This window comes from Nostoc sp. C057, assembly GCF_013393925.1.
Taxonomy (GTDB): domain Bacteria; phylum Cyanobacteriota; class Cyanobacteriia; order Cyanobacteriales; family Nostocaceae; genus Nostoc; species Nostoc muscorum_A.
In genome coordinates, this window is sequence record NZ_CP040281.1 from 6,466,741 (window position 1) to 6,481,195 (window position 14,455).

Annotated in this window: 12 protein-coding genes and 2 pseudogenes; 8 read left to right on the forward strand and 6 right to left on the reverse strand. The window is 41.1% G+C overall.

Features of this window, described 5'->3' with window-relative positions; all coding sequences use genetic code 11:
• Positions 1–737: 737 nt before the first annotated feature.
• Complete coding sequence (locus tag FD724_RS27495; RefSeq protein ID WP_179074806.1) at positions 738–1,823, forward strand: glycosyltransferase family 4 protein; 1,086 nt, start codon at positions 738–740, stop codon at positions 1,821–1,823.
• A gap of 156 nt (positions 1,824–1,979) precedes the next feature.
• Here the strand turns inward: FD724_RS27495 and FD724_RS27500 are convergent, their stop codons facing one another.
• Positions 1,980–3,611 (reverse strand): DUF655 domain-containing protein, encoded by a 1,632-nt coding sequence (locus FD724_RS27500; RefSeq protein ID WP_179074807.1) that lies wholly within the window; start codon positions 3,609–3,611, stop codon positions 1,980–1,982.
• A 218-nt stretch (positions 3,612–3,829) separates the two neighbouring features.
• Here FD724_RS27500 and FD724_RS27505 point away from each other — a divergent pair, with 218 nt between their 5' ends.
• Both FD724_RS27505 and FD724_RS27510 read left to right on the forward strand, forming a co-directional pair.
• Positions 3,830–4,999 (forward strand): cysteine desulfurase family protein, encoded by a 1,170-nt coding sequence (locus tag FD724_RS27505; protein ID WP_179074808.1) that lies wholly within the window; start codon positions 3,830–3,832, stop codon positions 4,997–4,999.
• 225 nt (positions 5,000–5,224) lie between these two features.
• Positions 5,225–6,313 (forward strand): DNA methyltransferase, encoded by a 1,089-nt coding sequence (locus FD724_RS27510; protein ID WP_179074809.1) that lies wholly within the window; start codon positions 5,225–5,227, stop codon positions 6,311–6,313.
• On the opposite strand, the gene FD724_RS27515 is transcribed toward FD724_RS27510, so the two are convergent.
• Positions 6,279–7,196 carry a hypothetical protein gene (locus tag FD724_RS27515; protein ID WP_179074810.1) on the reverse strand — a complete coding sequence of 306 codons (918 nt, stop codon included), beginning with the start codon at positions 7,194–7,196 and terminating at the stop codon, positions 6,279–6,281. The two genes, FD724_RS27510 and FD724_RS27515, sit on opposite strands and share 35 nt — an antisense overlap.
• Positions 7,193–7,456 carry a helix-turn-helix domain-containing protein gene (locus FD724_RS27520; protein ID WP_114084025.1) on the reverse strand — a complete coding sequence of 88 codons (264 nt, stop codon included), beginning with the start codon at positions 7,454–7,456 and terminating at the stop codon, positions 7,193–7,195. The genes FD724_RS27515 and FD724_RS27520 overlap by 4 nt, the downstream gene beginning before the upstream one ends.
• Before the next feature lie 190 nt (positions 7,457–7,646).
• Here FD724_RS27520 and FD724_RS27525 point away from each other — a divergent pair, with 190 nt between their 5' ends.
• Both FD724_RS27525 and FD724_RS27530 read left to right on the forward strand, forming a co-directional pair.
• Entirely contained in the window at positions 7,647–7,823 is a 177-nt protein-coding gene (locus FD724_RS27525) for a hypothetical protein (protein WP_179074811.1), read from the forward strand.
• Between the two features lie 184 nt (positions 7,824–8,007).
• The gene (locus tag FD724_RS27530) at positions 8,008–8,742 is read left to right on the forward strand and encodes a DUF1995 family protein (RefSeq protein ID WP_179074812.1); all 735 of its coding nucleotides are present in this window, start codon (positions 8,008–8,010) and stop codon (positions 8,740–8,742) included.
• A gap of 129 nt (positions 8,743–8,871) precedes the next feature.
• On the opposite strand, the gene FD724_RS27535 is transcribed toward FD724_RS27530, so the two are convergent.
• On the reverse strand, positions 8,872–11,868 hold the full coding sequence (locus FD724_RS27535) for a zinc-dependent metalloprotease (protein WP_179074813.1): 2,997 nt from the start codon (positions 11,866–11,868) through the stop codon (positions 8,872–8,874).
• A gap of 839 nt (positions 11,869–12,707) precedes the next feature.
• On the opposite strand from FD724_RS27535, the pseudogene FD724_RS42150 reads away from it, so the two are divergent.
• Positions 12,708–13,340 (forward strand): annotated as a pseudogene (locus FD724_RS42150) (pentapeptide repeat-containing protein); the annotation flags it as partial.
• Here FD724_RS42150 and FD724_RS42155 read toward each other — a convergent pair.
• Positions 13,247–13,480, reverse strand: coding sequence for a hypothetical protein (locus tag FD724_RS42155; RefSeq protein WP_372726531.1), 234 nt, complete (start codon positions 13,478–13,480; stop codon positions 13,247–13,249). The pseudogene FD724_RS42150 and the gene FD724_RS42155 sit on opposite strands and share 94 nt — an antisense overlap.
• On the opposite strand from FD724_RS42155, the pseudogene FD724_RS42160 reads away from it, so the two are divergent.
• Positions 13,371–13,772 (forward strand): annotated as a pseudogene (locus FD724_RS42160) (pentapeptide repeat-containing protein); the annotation flags it as partial. The gene FD724_RS42155 and the pseudogene FD724_RS42160 overlap by 110 nt on opposite strands.
• 15 nt (positions 13,773–13,787) lie before the next feature.
• Entirely contained in the window at positions 13,788–14,168 is a 381-nt protein-coding gene (locus tag FD724_RS42165) for a pentapeptide repeat-containing protein (protein WP_372726532.1), read from the forward strand.
• 18 nt (positions 14,169–14,186) lie between these two features.
• Here the strand turns inward: FD724_RS42165 and FD724_RS27545 are convergent, their stop codons facing one another.
• Positions 14,187–14,363, reverse strand: coding sequence for a hypothetical protein (locus tag FD724_RS27545; RefSeq protein WP_179074815.1), 177 nt, complete (start codon positions 14,361–14,363; stop codon positions 14,187–14,189).
• Positions 14,364–14,455 lie beyond the last annotated feature (92 nt).

Genomic DNA, 14,455 nt, shown 5'->3' on the forward strand with positions numbered 1-14,455 from the left:
CATGAGACACGCGGTTTTTTGAGAGATGGAGAGATATTCACGTTTATATATATGATTTTTATTGATAGCAATACAAAATATCATATTTAATGTAATAAGTCAATGATTTAACTCTGTTTTCTCCCTTTGGACTACTAGGGAATCTAACTCATGGAGGTAGAAAAATTAAATTATCGTGACTTCTTATTGCCTTTAAATAAGGTTAATAGGAACAGAATTGATTGTTACCTTGAAAAACTTGGATAGAACTTCTAACAAAATTGCTGTTTTTGATTTCAAAATACCTAATTTATCAAAATCTGTCTTTTGGACGGCTACAGTTTATCTTTTAGAGTACGGAAAGCCGCCCAAAGAGTACCTACAGGTTTTATTATTTAATTAATATTTGTAAATTCGAGAATTGATCAGCGAAATTGGATATTTATCGCCTAATATCACTATTAAAAGTGAGTCTTATCAATTTTATAAAATTATTATTCATCAAAAAATCTATATTAAAAATTACACTAAACAACCAAAAATTAAGATATCGGAATAAATTTACCTCTTTAGGAGTGGGTAATTTCCGTACTAAGATAGACAAGGACTATAAAAGAAAGAGCATAAGATTTAAAGGAAATTGTTAATAAATTTAGTATCTGAAGTTACTTTCTGATGCCAAGTCAATCAATTACAAGCACTATGACAACAGAAATAAAAAACTTCTAATTCTAGCTTTATTTTTTAGGAGGTTTGTGATGAGAATTGCTCAAGTAGCTCCATTATGGGAAAGAGTTCCACCTCCAGCTTATGGTGGTATAGAGTTAGTAGTGGGGTTACTAACCGATGAATTAGTCCGACGCGGACACGAAGTAACTTTATTTGCATCGGGAGATTCTATCAGTCTGGCAAAACTTGTATCAGTTCATCCCCGTGCCCTCAGACTCGATAGCAGTATTAAAGATTACAGCGTTTATGAAATGCTGAATCTCGCTTCGGTGTATGAACGCGCAGAAGAGTTTGATATTATTCACTCACATATAGGATGTGGGGCACTGGCTTATACAAATCTCGTCACAACCCCTACGGTTCATACGTTGCACGGTATTTTTACCTCTGACAACGAAAAGATGTTTAGTTTTGGTAAAAAACAACCCTACGTCAGTATTTCTGATGCACAACGAGAACCAAGGTTAGGGTTGAACTATCTAGCAACGGTCTACAACGGAATTGATGTCAGCAGTTATAATTTTCACGCCCAACCAGAAGATCCGCCTTACTTAGCGTTTTTGGGTCGGATGTCTCCTGAAAAGGGAGCGCATTTAGCAATAGAAATTGCAAAACAAGCAGGTTGGTGCTTGAAAATGGCAGGTAAGGTAGATGTTGTTGATGTGGAATATTTTGAGAAGGAAATCAAACCGCACATTGACGGAGAGCAAATTCAGTACTTGGGTGAAGCTAATCATGCTCAAAAAAATGCTCTCATGGGAGGTGCAGTAGCAACTTTATTCCCCATCACTTGGCGGGAACCCTTTGGATTAGTGATGGTTGAGTCAATGGCTTCGGGTACGCCAGTGATTGCGATGAACTTGGGGTCTACTCAAGAGGTAATTTCCCACGGTAAGACGGGTTTCCTCTGCAATAATATTCAAGAGTCCATCAGTGCTATCGATCGGGTAATAGAGTTAGACCGTTATACTTGCCGTCAGTATGTCGAAAACAGTTTCAGCGTTGAGAAAATGACTGATGGCTATGAGGCAGTTTATCAAAAAATAATCGCAGAACGATTTTCTCAAAATGGGCATTCACGCAGTTTGGTTGGTTTAGCTAGCGATCGCATTTAATTTGTGTGCCTCAGAGGTTGTTTGAAAAGAAGTTGGCTGTGATTTTAGATACTCATTGATCCCCCCTAACCCCCCTTAAAAAGAGGGGGGAATCGGAGTCAAAGTCCCCCTTTTTAAGGGGGATTTAGGGGGATCTCATTTTTTAAACAGAGACTGCTACCAAATCACGCGATCGCGCCATTTTTCCAATGTCTTCGCTTTAACCCCTGGAACTCTTTCTAAGTCTTGTAAAGATGTAAATTCTTGCTGTTGACGGCTAAGAATTATCCGTTGTGCTAACTTCTTACCCGCGCCAGGGAGAGTTTCTAATTCTGCCAAATTTGCAGTGTTAATATTTATTTTTTTAATTGCTTGTAGTTCACTAGATGAAGAACTTTTTATCTGGGGACACCGTGTTTGCTCTAATTTAACTTTTTCTTGAATTGCTGGTGGTAAGCCGGGTTTAACTTTGGCATAAAGACGAGCAAATTCTCGCACATAATGAGCCGCAACTATGGGATTTTCAATTACTACAAGTGTCTCATCATTGCCATTATTGGCAGCATCTGACCAATTATGAGAACCCGTAATTACTGTTTGGCTATCTATTACACCAAATTTGTGATGCAATAAATCGCCTTTGGGTAACACAGGTACACCTACAGTAGTAATGGGATTTTGCCAAGGATGGTTATCAACTTCATATTTACATTTATTACTGAGAGCAACTCCCATCATATCTAAGGCTTCACTGTAGGGACGATAGGCAAATTGTGGTTCAATTAAAGCGCGAATTTGCACATTTTGTTGATGGCGAATTTCTAAGATATTGGCAAGTCGCTGATCGGAAAAGACAAATAAGGCCATGTCAACAGATTTGGTTGCTGAATCTAAAGTTTTACCAATTAAGCCATTACTACTGTTACTCCAAGATTGAGTTGGAGAAGTTGGCGAAAATTGCACAGTAATTGTGGTTTGATTTAATGTAATTTTTTTAGGCGATCGCATAGGTTTTTGCAAACCAAATCGACTATCTGGCTTACCTCCTGGCCCATCTCCCCACATAATATTAAACTCTTCTGTAAATAAAGATGCTAATTCTGGGCTGTCAATCTGCAATAAGTTATTGGCATTGCCTAAAGTATTGGAATTTGTAAAATCACCAGATGTATCACTTAGCGTAAAATTCGCTGAAGTGATAATTACAATGCGATTATCTACAATCACAAATTTATGGTGCATCAAGCTGCTACCTGCTGAACCATCTGCTCGATCGTCTATCCAGGGAATTTTAGCATTCTGCAAAATTATTAAAGCATCTCTTTGATTGATTTCTGCTGGGCTGAGTTGATTATCTTGGTTAATATCGATAAATTTGCGAAATTCGTTGTAGCGTTCCTGTTCTCTTTTATCTAACTTACTTACTTCAGCAGATGTTAAACTACTCCAAGGTCTGCTGTAGGTATTTTCTAAAATTATCCTGACTTTTACCCCAGCTTTTTGTCTCTCAACCAGTGCTTGGGCAACTTTGGGTAAACGTAATTCTTGCACCGCCACATCGATCGTAGATTTAGCGTGCATAATAGCATTGACAATTTCTTTTTCTAAATCATCCCCCAAGCGAGTTTGCTGACGGTAAGCTTCTTTGTATTCTGAAGACTCAGAATGGTTAAAGTAAACTTGAACTAAAGGGTCTTGTGGTAGAGGTGCTGGACGCTGATTGAAAGACTGGACTCGTTGACAACCAGTGAGGGAGAATATTAGTAAAAAGATATATGAAAAATATCTTTGTCTAGAGATAAGTTGCACTGTAATCTGTTAAAAGTGGATTGGGAGTGGACAGATTTATCATTCCCAAAATTTTGTATTCTAAATTAATTAGAAAAATAACTTTCCAAACAAAGGGAAAAATCCACTCCTAGAAGCAGAATTACAAAGATTTTTTTCAGGATTTATCCAGGTAAACTGCATCTTCTGAAAAGATCGCCAGCCTATTACCAAAGTGTGTTCTCACCATTATCGGCTATATGCAAATTTATCTAGATTACAGCGCTACTACTCCCACACGAAAAGAAGCGATCGCAGTTATGCAAACAATCCTGACTCAACAGTGGGGCAATCCCTCCAGCTTACATGAGTGGGGACAACGGGCGGCAACGGTTGTAGAACAAGCCAGAGTTCAAGTTGCTGGTTTAATTAACGCTGCTAGTCCTGAATCGATCGTTTTTACCTCCGGCGGCACTGAAGCAGATAATTTAGCGATTATGGGTGTGGCTCGGTTGTATGCTGTTCCTCAACATCTAATTATTTCCAGCGTCGAGCATTCCGCAATTTCAGAAACAGTAAAGTTGCTAGAAATGTGGGGTTGGGAAGTTACGCGCTTGTCTGTAGATGTTAAAGGTAGAGTCAATCCCCTAGATTTAAAGGCGGCGTTGCGACATAACACAGTTTTGGTTTCCATAATTTACGGTCAAAGTGAAGTTGGGACTGTGCAACCGATCGCAGCATTGGGTAAAATTGTGCGATCGCATGGTGCTTTGTTCCATACAGATGCGGTGCAAGCTGCGGGACGTTTATCTATAGATGTGCAACAACTTGCAGTAGACTTAGTTAGCCTTTCTAGTCATAAAATCTATGGCCCCCAAGGTGCGGGGGCGCTGTATGTGCGTCCTGGTGTGGATTTGATGCCGTTACTAAGTGGTGGTGGGCAAGAAATGGGACTGCGTTCTGGTACGCAAGCAGTACCGATAATAGCGGGGTTTGGTGTAGCAGCAGAATTAGCAGCGCAAGAATTGGCTACAGAAACACCACGATTAATTGAGTTACGCGATCGCGCCTTTGCCCAATTAGCTGAGATTCCTGGTTTAATTCCTACAGGGGATGCTTGCGATCGTTTACCTCACCATGTGAGTATGTGCTTAGAAAACGCCGACGGGAAAAAACTTAGCGGTAAAGCCTTGGTACGACAGCTAAACCTTGCTGGCATCGGCATCAGTGCTGGTGCTGCCTGTCACAGTGGCAAACTTAGCCCTAGCCCAATATTGTTAGCGATGGGTTATTCCGAAAAAGCCGCCTTGGGGGGAATTCGCATCACATTGGGGCGTGATACCACTGAAGCTGATATAGATTGGACAGTGATGGTGTTGAAGCAAATTTTGCAAAGGCTGACACCAGATTTATCTTTAGTTAAGCGTTAAATTATTGGCAACGCTACTAAGTTAATAGTTAAATTAAACGCGATAAATGACGTACCTCTGGAAACAGTTAAGGTTCCTGAATCGTTCCAATTGGACAAGGTATATTTAGAAAATATTGCTTATTGAGTATATTTCTAAATAATTTTAGTGTCTATCACTACAAAAATATCCCAAAACGGGATAAAATAACACATAGTCAAGTTTCAGAGCCACACAAAGCAATAAATGAGTCTATCTAACCCAGAACCGATTTCCCCCAAGACTTTAAAAGGCAAGGCTACCAGTACAGTTGGTAGGGGAAAAGTAGTCAACCTCAATACCAAATTAAATTTTTTTGAGTGGAATGATGAAAGTGTTTCTCTATATCTGGGTGATAGTCTCGAACATTACAACAATTGGGAGCAGCCTACAGTAATCGTTTCAGATGGAGCTTACGGTGTTCTTGGTTTTGAAGGAGACACTTCAGATCATATTGATTTACCTAATTGGTATGAGCCTCATATTGAAGCATGGTCAAAAGCAGCTATACCATGCACAACACTCTGGTTTTGGAATTCAGAAATTGGCTGGGCTGTTGTGCATCCAGTTTTAGAAAATTATGGTTGGCGTTATGTTAATTGTAATATTTGGAACAAAGGAAAAGGTCATATAGCAGGAAATGTTAATACAGAGAAAATTCGTAGATTCCCTGTAGTTACAGAAGTGTGTGTTCAATATGTAAGAGAAGTTAAAGTCAACAAACTCACCTTAAAAGAATGGTTGCTAAAAGAGTGGAAACGTTCTGGATTACTACTACGACGGGCAAACGATGCTTGTGGTGTAGCTAATGCAGCAACTAGGAAGTATTTCGATCAAGGACACTTATGGTATTTCCCTCCTCCAGAGATGTTTGAGAGGTTAGTGAACTATGCAAATGAGCATGGTAATCCAGAAGGAAGACCTTATTTTTCTTTGGACGGGAATGAATCTTTAACAAGGCAAGAATGGAGTAAGATGCGCTCTAAATTTAGATGTCCTCATGGTTTTACAAATGTTTGGGATCGTCAAGCTTTACGGGGCGATGAAAGAGTTAAGATTCCTTCTGGAAAAGCACTACATCTCAATCAGAAGCCTCTTGATTTGATGAGCGTTATTATTGAAGCATCAAGTGATGAGAGGGATGTTATATGGGAACCTTTCGGAGGACTATTCAGTGCATCTCTAGCAGCACATAAACTGGCACGGAAAGCTTACTCTTGCGAAATTGATCCAGATTATTTTTACTATGGAGTTCAAAGATTTAATCAAGAAGTTCATCAATACTCTCTTCTCTAATCTCTAGATAATCTTGTAGATATTTTTTTATGCTGTCTTCTCGACGGCTTGATAGAAGCTTATTCCATTGACCAACTGTAATACCAGAAACTTCAATATTATAGACACGCTGCTTAAATTTTTCAATACCTGGATGGACAATTCTATCCATCTTTGCAAAATTAGTATCCAGTCTGTATTTGTACCGGATCAACAGTTCACGCAGAAGATGCTGATATTCTCTAGTTGGTTGATATATTTTTCCTTCGACCCCCCATGAATCAACTATTTTTTGAGCTTCTAACAACTCTGCAACAGAACCTTGAAATTTATAACCGCTAGTGTTTGTTTGCTGTAAATTTGCTGTTCTTTGAGTTGTATCTTCTGGCTCCAAAACAAGATAATCTGGCGGATTATGATAATGTGTATCTCTAGCTAATGCTACTGACAAACCAGAGACAACACATACATCAAGAATACGAGGTTTGCCGTAGATAATTTTTTCAGGCAACCATGCCAGCATCGCAACATAAGTCTGATCGTACTTAAAATGATTTTGGCTATCTTTAAAGCGTGCTGTTATTTCTGTTGCTAAGGGAAACCATGCTTTAATCTCTAATCCTGGTGTCGGTTGAACTCTTCCCACAAAAATAGTATCTGGAAAGCCCGGATCTTGCCTCTGCCATTTCCCAAACTCAGAAAATTCATTTTGTTTATTCAAAAATTCAACTGTGTTAAATTCGATTAAATTTCCGAGTAAGGGTGAAAGCTTTGAGATAACTTTAGCCAAGTTTACTGCTGCATCTACAGTTACAGGCTTAGATATATTTAAAACGTCGAAAGTATGACCTGATAAGTTATCTAAATACTGAGATGCAAGCCTGATTACATCCTGTGTATTCATACCTCTTCCTCACAAGATGCTTCAGATATTCCTTGTTCAACTTTTCTGAGAAGATCGCAAGGATCTACACCGATTAAGCGAGTAACTAACAGAAACTCAATTACATCTAACCGCCGTTCACCGTTTTCATATTTGGCTACGAAAGATTGTGGCTTTTTCAAGGATTTAGCAAGCGTCTCTTGAGTCAGTTTTGCTTCCTTACGAGCCGCAATCATACAGCGACGGAATATTTCATAGTCCTGGCTGAAAACAAATTTCATTGTGCCTTGGCTTTAGCACTATGTATACATTGAACACAATAAACCCATTTTAGGATAATCCCAAAACAGGATATTAAAAGTTATCCCAGCTTCGGTATTGTTAAACGAGTTTTTCCCAAAAGGTAATATTTTGAGTCATAAAGGAGTTCAAGCATGACTTAATTTTTATGACTTTTGAGGCTTTTATTGAATGAATAAATTCATCATTGGGATTGGGATGTTCATTGGCTCTACGATTGGCAGCTACATCCCTGTATTGTGGGGTGGAAGTTTGCTATCGTTCACCTCAATCTTCTTTAGCGTTATCGGTGGGATTGCAGGGATTTTGCTTGCGTATCGCGTATCAAAATATCTAGGTTTTATCTGATCGGCGCTCTATGCGGTTATCGCTGAAAGTTTTAAACGAGTCTTTTTACAACAGGTAAAATTTTAAATGTGTCTTCTATGCGATCGCACTCTAAATTTGGAATGTAAAACAGCTTTGTGTTTACTCCCTCAATCATAGCCAATACTGGAACAATGGAAGTAATGCTAAAGCGACACAAAAAACTATGAGTGAACTTCCTAATACCCTTGAAGATGCGATCGCCCAATCTCGTACAGCCGTCCAAGCTGCCCTTGCAGATGGTTGTACTCGCATACAGGTTGAGTTCCTGTTTCCAGAAATCAAGTTTATGCCGGTGGCGGAACAATTTCTGCCACTGTTTATAGAATATGATTCCCGTTTGAAGATTTTCTTTGCTGACGCGGGGGCTGCGGCTTTAGCCCGCCGCAATTGGATAGATGCACCATTTCAAATTTTGGATATTGGTACGGGAAGGACTGCTTCCTTGCAAACAAAAATTCAGCCAGAGGATGAAATTTTCTTATTCATTGCCCCCACTTCCGTAGAAGTACCGCAGGTGGAAAAGCTATGTCAAGAAATAGGCGATCGCCCTGTAGTCTTTTTAAATCCCCGTTTAGAAGATTCTGGAACTGTGGGCATTGGTTATGCAGCAAGGCAAACTCGCCTGCGTTTCACTAATACCATTGAATCTTGTTATTACCTGCGCCCCATAGATGAGCAAAGCGCCCTATCTCGCTGCTATCCCGGACAGTGGGAAGTTTGGCTGGAAACCGACGGCGAATATCAAAGAATTGCTGAATTACCCACAAAACCATCGGGTGATGATTTGGATCAGATCCTTTTAAAAGGACAACCGCAAACAACAACGGACGCTGCACCTGCGAGAAAGCCCAATGTATTTAAGAGTTTACAACGGTTCTTAAAGGCGTTGAGTAGTTAGGAGAAAGCAGAGGTAGCAGGAGGAAACTCGCTCATCTGCTACCTCATTTTGAGTTTTTTATTTCTAAAACAGAAACTTGATATATTTTGCCAAAGAGACGCGATTAATCGCGTCTCTACAACAACTTTTTTAATTCGCTTGCAACGGTGCATTCAAGACTTTCTCGATGCGATCGCGTGTTTCTAATAAATGCGCTTTGGTGTATTCATCCTCAGAATTAACTCCCTTGAGTTTCTCATCTAGTTGTTTGAGTTTATACCAAGCCAGAGTCCGAGCATCTTCTGGGACATATTCTTTTCGCAACACCATATTAGTCAAAATGTCCAGGTATTGGCGCTGCAACCCTCGCCGTAAACTGGCAATCTTCATTGGTTTACCTTTTGGTTTGATTACTTCTGTCCAGATACCTGATTGCAAAGTGTCAAATAGTTCTGGTAGAGTCAGTGCATTTTCTGCCTTAGTTTTAAGTTCAATATCTTTGAGACGAGAGAGGCGATCGCCTGAGAGTAAATCTCGCAATACAGAACCCTGCATGAGTAGCACTAAGTCATGAATAGGAAAATCCAAACGACCAACTTGGGGAGAACTACCCCAATGTCGCCAACGGGAAGGTGCTAATTTATTCAGTAGTTCTGGTGAAAAGCTCAGAGCATCTTCTGCAAACAAATACTTTTGCAAGGTTTCTAAAGCTTGTCGTTGTTCTTTAACTGGTACTGCTTCAAATGGTAATCGCTTTTGCCCAACTCCAGAGGGGATTTCGCTAGGGTGAATGCGATAAAAAGACTGTCCGCCGATGTATTTAGTGGTGTAATATATTTGCTGAAAATAGTTACCCAATACTGTGCTAAAACGCTCGCTGACATCGCTGTAACTATCACCAGCTAATGGATAACGCTTATCGAGACGCTCCCACATCACCCGCGAATTATTCAACTGCCACTGAGAATAAAGCAGCACATTACCACTGTTATCCCAAGCATCAGCAGTTGGGTCAAGGTCATAGACATCTTCATCCGTAGAATAACTCAACTCTGGCTTATAGGATTGGGCGGCAATTTCTTCCAAAATTGGCTTTTCTGCTATGGGAGTTGATGTCTTAATTGGAATGTAGCCGTACTTAATCGCCCATTCATCATAAGGCCCTACCATACTAGGAAAATAATCTCCCTGTTTTGTCCCTTGAGGGGCAATATTTGGGGGGATGTAGTCCATTACGGAAGTTGTCAGACCTTTATTTTTGGTAATTTCCGTATTATTCATCTCCTCTGGTGCTAGCAGAGTACTACCACGAAAGTTATGACGTAAACCAAGAGTATGTCCAACTTCGTGAGCGATGATTAAACGTAAATATTGATTGATATATTCTTTCACCTGCTCTGGAGTGGCCATGGTATCTGGCAATAGTGACATCGCCAGGGAACCAAGGGCAAACTGGTTAGCAGCTTCCATCCCATAGCATAAATCGTACTCGCCTGCCATTTTAGATAAACGGTTCAACAACTCTTGTTGCCCTGGCATCTGCTTGGGTACAGCATTATTTTTGCCATCTAAACCATTGGCGCAAAGTAGACGATTTTGCATCAAAGCTGATAAGGTCGTCTGGCTTTGTGCTTGGCTGGGTTGGACAATTTTGCGATACTCATTCTTAAGCGCCCGGACAAAGCTGGCATCTACGAGAATGTCTGCATCTAAAATTTCTCCAGTCAACGGATTAACGCGGGATGGCCCCATTGCAAAATAACCATCGACTGTGTTGATCCAGCGAATTGTGTTGTAACGAATATCTGCTGGGTCCCATGTTGCATCATCTGGCATTTGGCGGACTTCAATTGCATCCTTGAATCCTGCTTTCAGAAAGGCTTTGTTCCACATTAGGATGCCTTCTTTCATCGCATCGCGGTACTCTAAGGGCACAGCGTTATCAATCCAGAAGACAATCGGTTTTTTGGGGCGAGAAATTAATGCTTTTGGGTCTTGTTTTTCTAAATCCCAGCGATTTATGTAACGGACAAAAGAATCGCCGCGATCGTCTTTGGATAAATCTTGGTAGGCGGTGATGAAATAGCCAATGCGATCGTCAGCAAGGCGCGGTCGATAATCTTTTTCAGGTAGCTGGGAGAGACTATAGTGGACGCGCAAGGTATAGCCACGGTTATCAGCTAGCGAACCGAAACTTGGTGTTTCACTGTCAGGGGTACCGCCACCAGAGAAATTTAAAACTGACTCAATTTCTAAGTTTTGCGGAAAAGCTTTAGCAGTACCAAAATAGGACTGATCTGTGGTTGCTGGGACTCCTAAACTTGCGGATAATCCGCCTAAATCTGTCAGTAATAAATCGCCCAAATCGATGAGAAGAGTTTTGCGTTGGGGATGAATGCTTTTTATGGAAATGCTGTAGAGTACAGAATCACTAAAAGACCGAGCTAGCGATCGCACTTGAGGATCTCCCTCACGAGTGCGAAAATTGACATTACGGATGACAAAGTTTAATTTATCATCTACCCGTTGGAAATAAAACAAAAAATCTTGTAGAGGCATACCACTGTAAATACCCCGTTCACCAATGCCCGATTCTAGGGTTGCCGTAGCGAGGTAATTTTTATTAAGTTGCTCTGGCTTAATTTCTAGATAAATTTTATTCTTTTCTTTATTGCGATAAAGAGTGAACAGCCCCCCTGACTTTTGGGTGTCTTTCACTACTTCATCAAAAACCTCTAAATCATCCTTTGCTGCTGGTGTTTTGGCAGGCTTAGGCTTTTCTGCGGGTTTTGCAACTTGCAAAAATGGTTGCTGTCCTGCTTTTTTAGAATCTTTTACTACCCAAATAAACGGTTGAGGCTGTACGTGTTTATTTTGATTAACCACCCACACTTGCCCTGACGGTAGCCTCTGTCTCTGAGAAATATTGATACTATTTAGCGATAATGCTGAGATTTTAGTTGAAGAAGTTTCTGCCGTTAACTGATTATTGGCTGTAACTACGCCTTTTACAACCGCCACAGCCTTATGGTTCGCTGAAAACTCTGGAGCAATTCCATTGACAAATGGTGATTTGGCGTTAGCTGTTGTTATTCCTAAAAATAAACCATGTAACAAAATCATATAAAAAGTTAATCTGTTGTTCATCGCATCAATCCCCCAATAACGATTCGGTAGTTAATTTTTAACTTTTGCAAAGTTATGTAGCCTGTTTTTTGCTGATTCTTTTAGCTGCTTTATCTAAAGCAGTAAAGTTTAGACTTCAATTTTAGTTGCCATTTTTCCGCAATGTTCACGCTGTTGTACAGATGGATTTTTCCTAACAATTGCGTCTATTACGATGAGTAAGTATTATTTTTACATCAGACTAGTAAATATCTGGGGAAAAAAGTATAACAAATAAACCAAAATCGGAAAATTACTTGATTTTTGAAAGAATTTTTCCGATCACACTTATTTACATCAAGAGAAGAAGCTTGACGTGACTAAGGGTTAGCGAGAAGCCACCCTTCAAAAACGCCGTCAGTGTAGCCCATCATAGATATCGACAACGCATGATATTTTTCGTGTAGTATTTATTGATACTATTTATTTTTCGCAATGATAAGCAAAGTAACAAAGAAAAAATTTTAGTTCCAGATTATCAAAACAGTAATTTAAATGTAACAACGGACACAGAAATGTCAACATATTTATCTCAAGTTTGGCAACTGCTGAGAAATTATGTGAGGGATATAAGCTTACAAGAGATGCCAAAGACTACATCGGTGGAAACTAAAGTCGGTTTATCTCAAGGAAAAAGTATTAAAGTAAACAAAAGCGTTAAATTTGCTCAAGGTAATTTACAGGAAGATTTATGGTTTCAAAGACTGCAAGAAAGCTTAGAAAAATGGACAATATCAAATAGCAGTTTGACTTCTAAGATAGGCGATCGCATATCGGGCCCGCTAGCATCAGAGTTATGCTTAAGAGTGTGCGATCGCCAGATGCATGAAGAGATTTATGATTTACTAGGCAATGGAGCGCTGAAATCAGAAATAGTCAACCAAATAATAGAATTGGTTGTGACTAGTCAAAAGATTGACCCAGAAGTGCTTTTCTGGCGGCTAGAAGATTTTTATCGTCGCTGGTGTCAGGGAGAATTTATTGATGCTACACCAGATGATAACCTGCCTCAGAAAACAAAATTAAAGCTAGCAACTCAAAATATTGCGATCGGGCTGAGACAGGTAGACATCTATACAGGATTGAACGTACTGATTTTACTGTTAGAGTTACACCGCTACGCTCAAGAGCAAGATGAACTCAAAGAAAAAATTACCTTCTATCCATCAGCCCAACCAGATACAGACAATTTTTTCACATCCCAACTGCTGCGGATCATTAACTATAGCGATGCCCTAGACATTGGCAACTTTAGCAGTATAGTTGGGCAATTCCTCAAAGGTGGTAACTTTCGTAGTGCTTACTTGGGCGATGCCAACCTCACCGGGGCAGACTTTAGCGGTGCTGACCTCAGCCTTGCTTATCTCGGCGATGCCAACTTAACTGGCGTAAACTTCATAGATGCTAACCTTAGCGGTGCCAACTTCGGCGATGCCAACCTCAGTGGGGCTAACCTAAGTGGTGCTAACCTAAGTGGTGCTGACCTCAGCAGCACTAACCTCAGTGGTGCTAACCTTAGCTGTGCCAACCTTAGCCGCGCTGACTTGAATCGCGCCGACCTTAGCAGTACCAACCTCAGCCGCGCCGACCTCAGCCGCGCCGACCTCAGCCGCGCTGACCTCAGCAGCACTAACCTGAATCGCGCCGACCTCAGCAACGCCATCCTTTTTGGTGCGAATTTAAGTGAAGCCAACCTCAGCAATGTCAACCTTAACCATGCTGACCTCTGCCGCGCTGACCTCAGTGGTGCTGATTTGAGTCATGCCATCCTCAACGGTACTAACCTCAGCGACACAATTCTTTTCAGCACCAATCTTAGTGATGCCATCCTCATGGCTGCTGACCTTAGCTATGCCAAACTTAATGGTGCCAAACTAAACAATGCCAGACTTAACGGTGCAATGTTCTTAGGCGCAGACCTTAGCGGTGTAGACCTGAGTCGGGTAAGCCTCAACGAAGCCGACCTCAGTGGGGTAATTCTCAGCGAAGCCGACCTCAGTGGTGCCGATCTCACCGACGCGATCCTTTTCGGTACAGACTTCAGCTATGCCAACCTTAACAGCGCTAACCTCAGTGGCAGTAACCTGAGTGGTGCAATCCTCAATGGCGCGAATCTCAGCCACAGTAACCTAAGTTACGCCATTCTCAGTGGTGCAGACCTCAGTGATGCCAACATGGAAAAAATGACTTGGGGTAAAAAACAGCAATGGGAAGGTGTGCGGGGATTAAAGACAGCAGTTAATGTCCCGGAGGCATTGAAAGAAGAATTGGGGTTGAACTGAGGGAACGTGGTGATATCTTTATCCTTGATTTCTCACAAGTGAGAAATCAAGGAGTGTGGGAGGTGTGGGAGGTGTGGGAGGTGTGGGAGGTGTGGGAGGTGTGGGAGGTGTGGGAGGTGTGGGAGGTGTGGGAGGTGTGGGAGGATGGGGAAGAAATCTTACCCCCCACACTCCCCACACTGCTCTTCTCCCCACACTGCTCTTCTCCCCACACTGCTCTTCTCCCCACACTCCCCTGCCTACAGTATCGTGAGAAATCCGGGTTTATTTATGTCCTTTGCGTCCTC

Bases quoted from the DNA above. Each gene is read 5' to 3' on its own strand.
- FD724_RS27495 (WP_179074806.1), top strand. From the start codon at position 738: ATGAGAATTGCTCAAGTAGCTCCATTATGGGAAAGAGTTCCACCTCCA.
- FD724_RS27505 (WP_179074808.1), top strand. From the start codon at position 3,830: ATGCAAATTTATCTAGATTACAGCGCTACTACTCCCACACGAAAAGAA.
- FD724_RS27510 (WP_179074809.1), top strand. From the start codon at position 5,225: ATGAGTCTATCTAACCCAGAACCGATTTCCCCCAAGACTTTAAAAGGC.
- FD724_RS27515 (WP_179074810.1), bottom strand. From the start codon at position 7,196: ATGAATACACAGGATGTAATCAGGCTTGCATCTCAGTATTTAGATAAC.
- FD724_RS27520 (WP_114084025.1), bottom strand. From the start codon at position 7,456: ATGAAATTTGTTTTCAGCCAGGACTATGAAATATTCCGTCGCTGTATG.
- FD724_RS27525 (WP_179074811.1), top strand. From the start codon at position 7,647: ATGAATAAATTCATCATTGGGATTGGGATGTTCATTGGCTCTACGATT.
- FD724_RS27530 (WP_179074812.1), top strand. From the start codon at position 8,008: ATGAGTGAACTTCCTAATACCCTTGAAGATGCGATCGCCCAATCTCGT.
- FD724_RS27535 (WP_179074813.1), bottom strand. From the start codon at position 11,868: ATGAACAACAGATTAACTTTTTATATGATTTTGTTACATGGTTTATTT.
- FD724_RS42165 (WP_372726532.1), top strand. From the start codon at position 13,788: ATGTTCTTAGGCGCAGACCTTAGCGGTGTAGACCTGAGTCGGGTAAGC.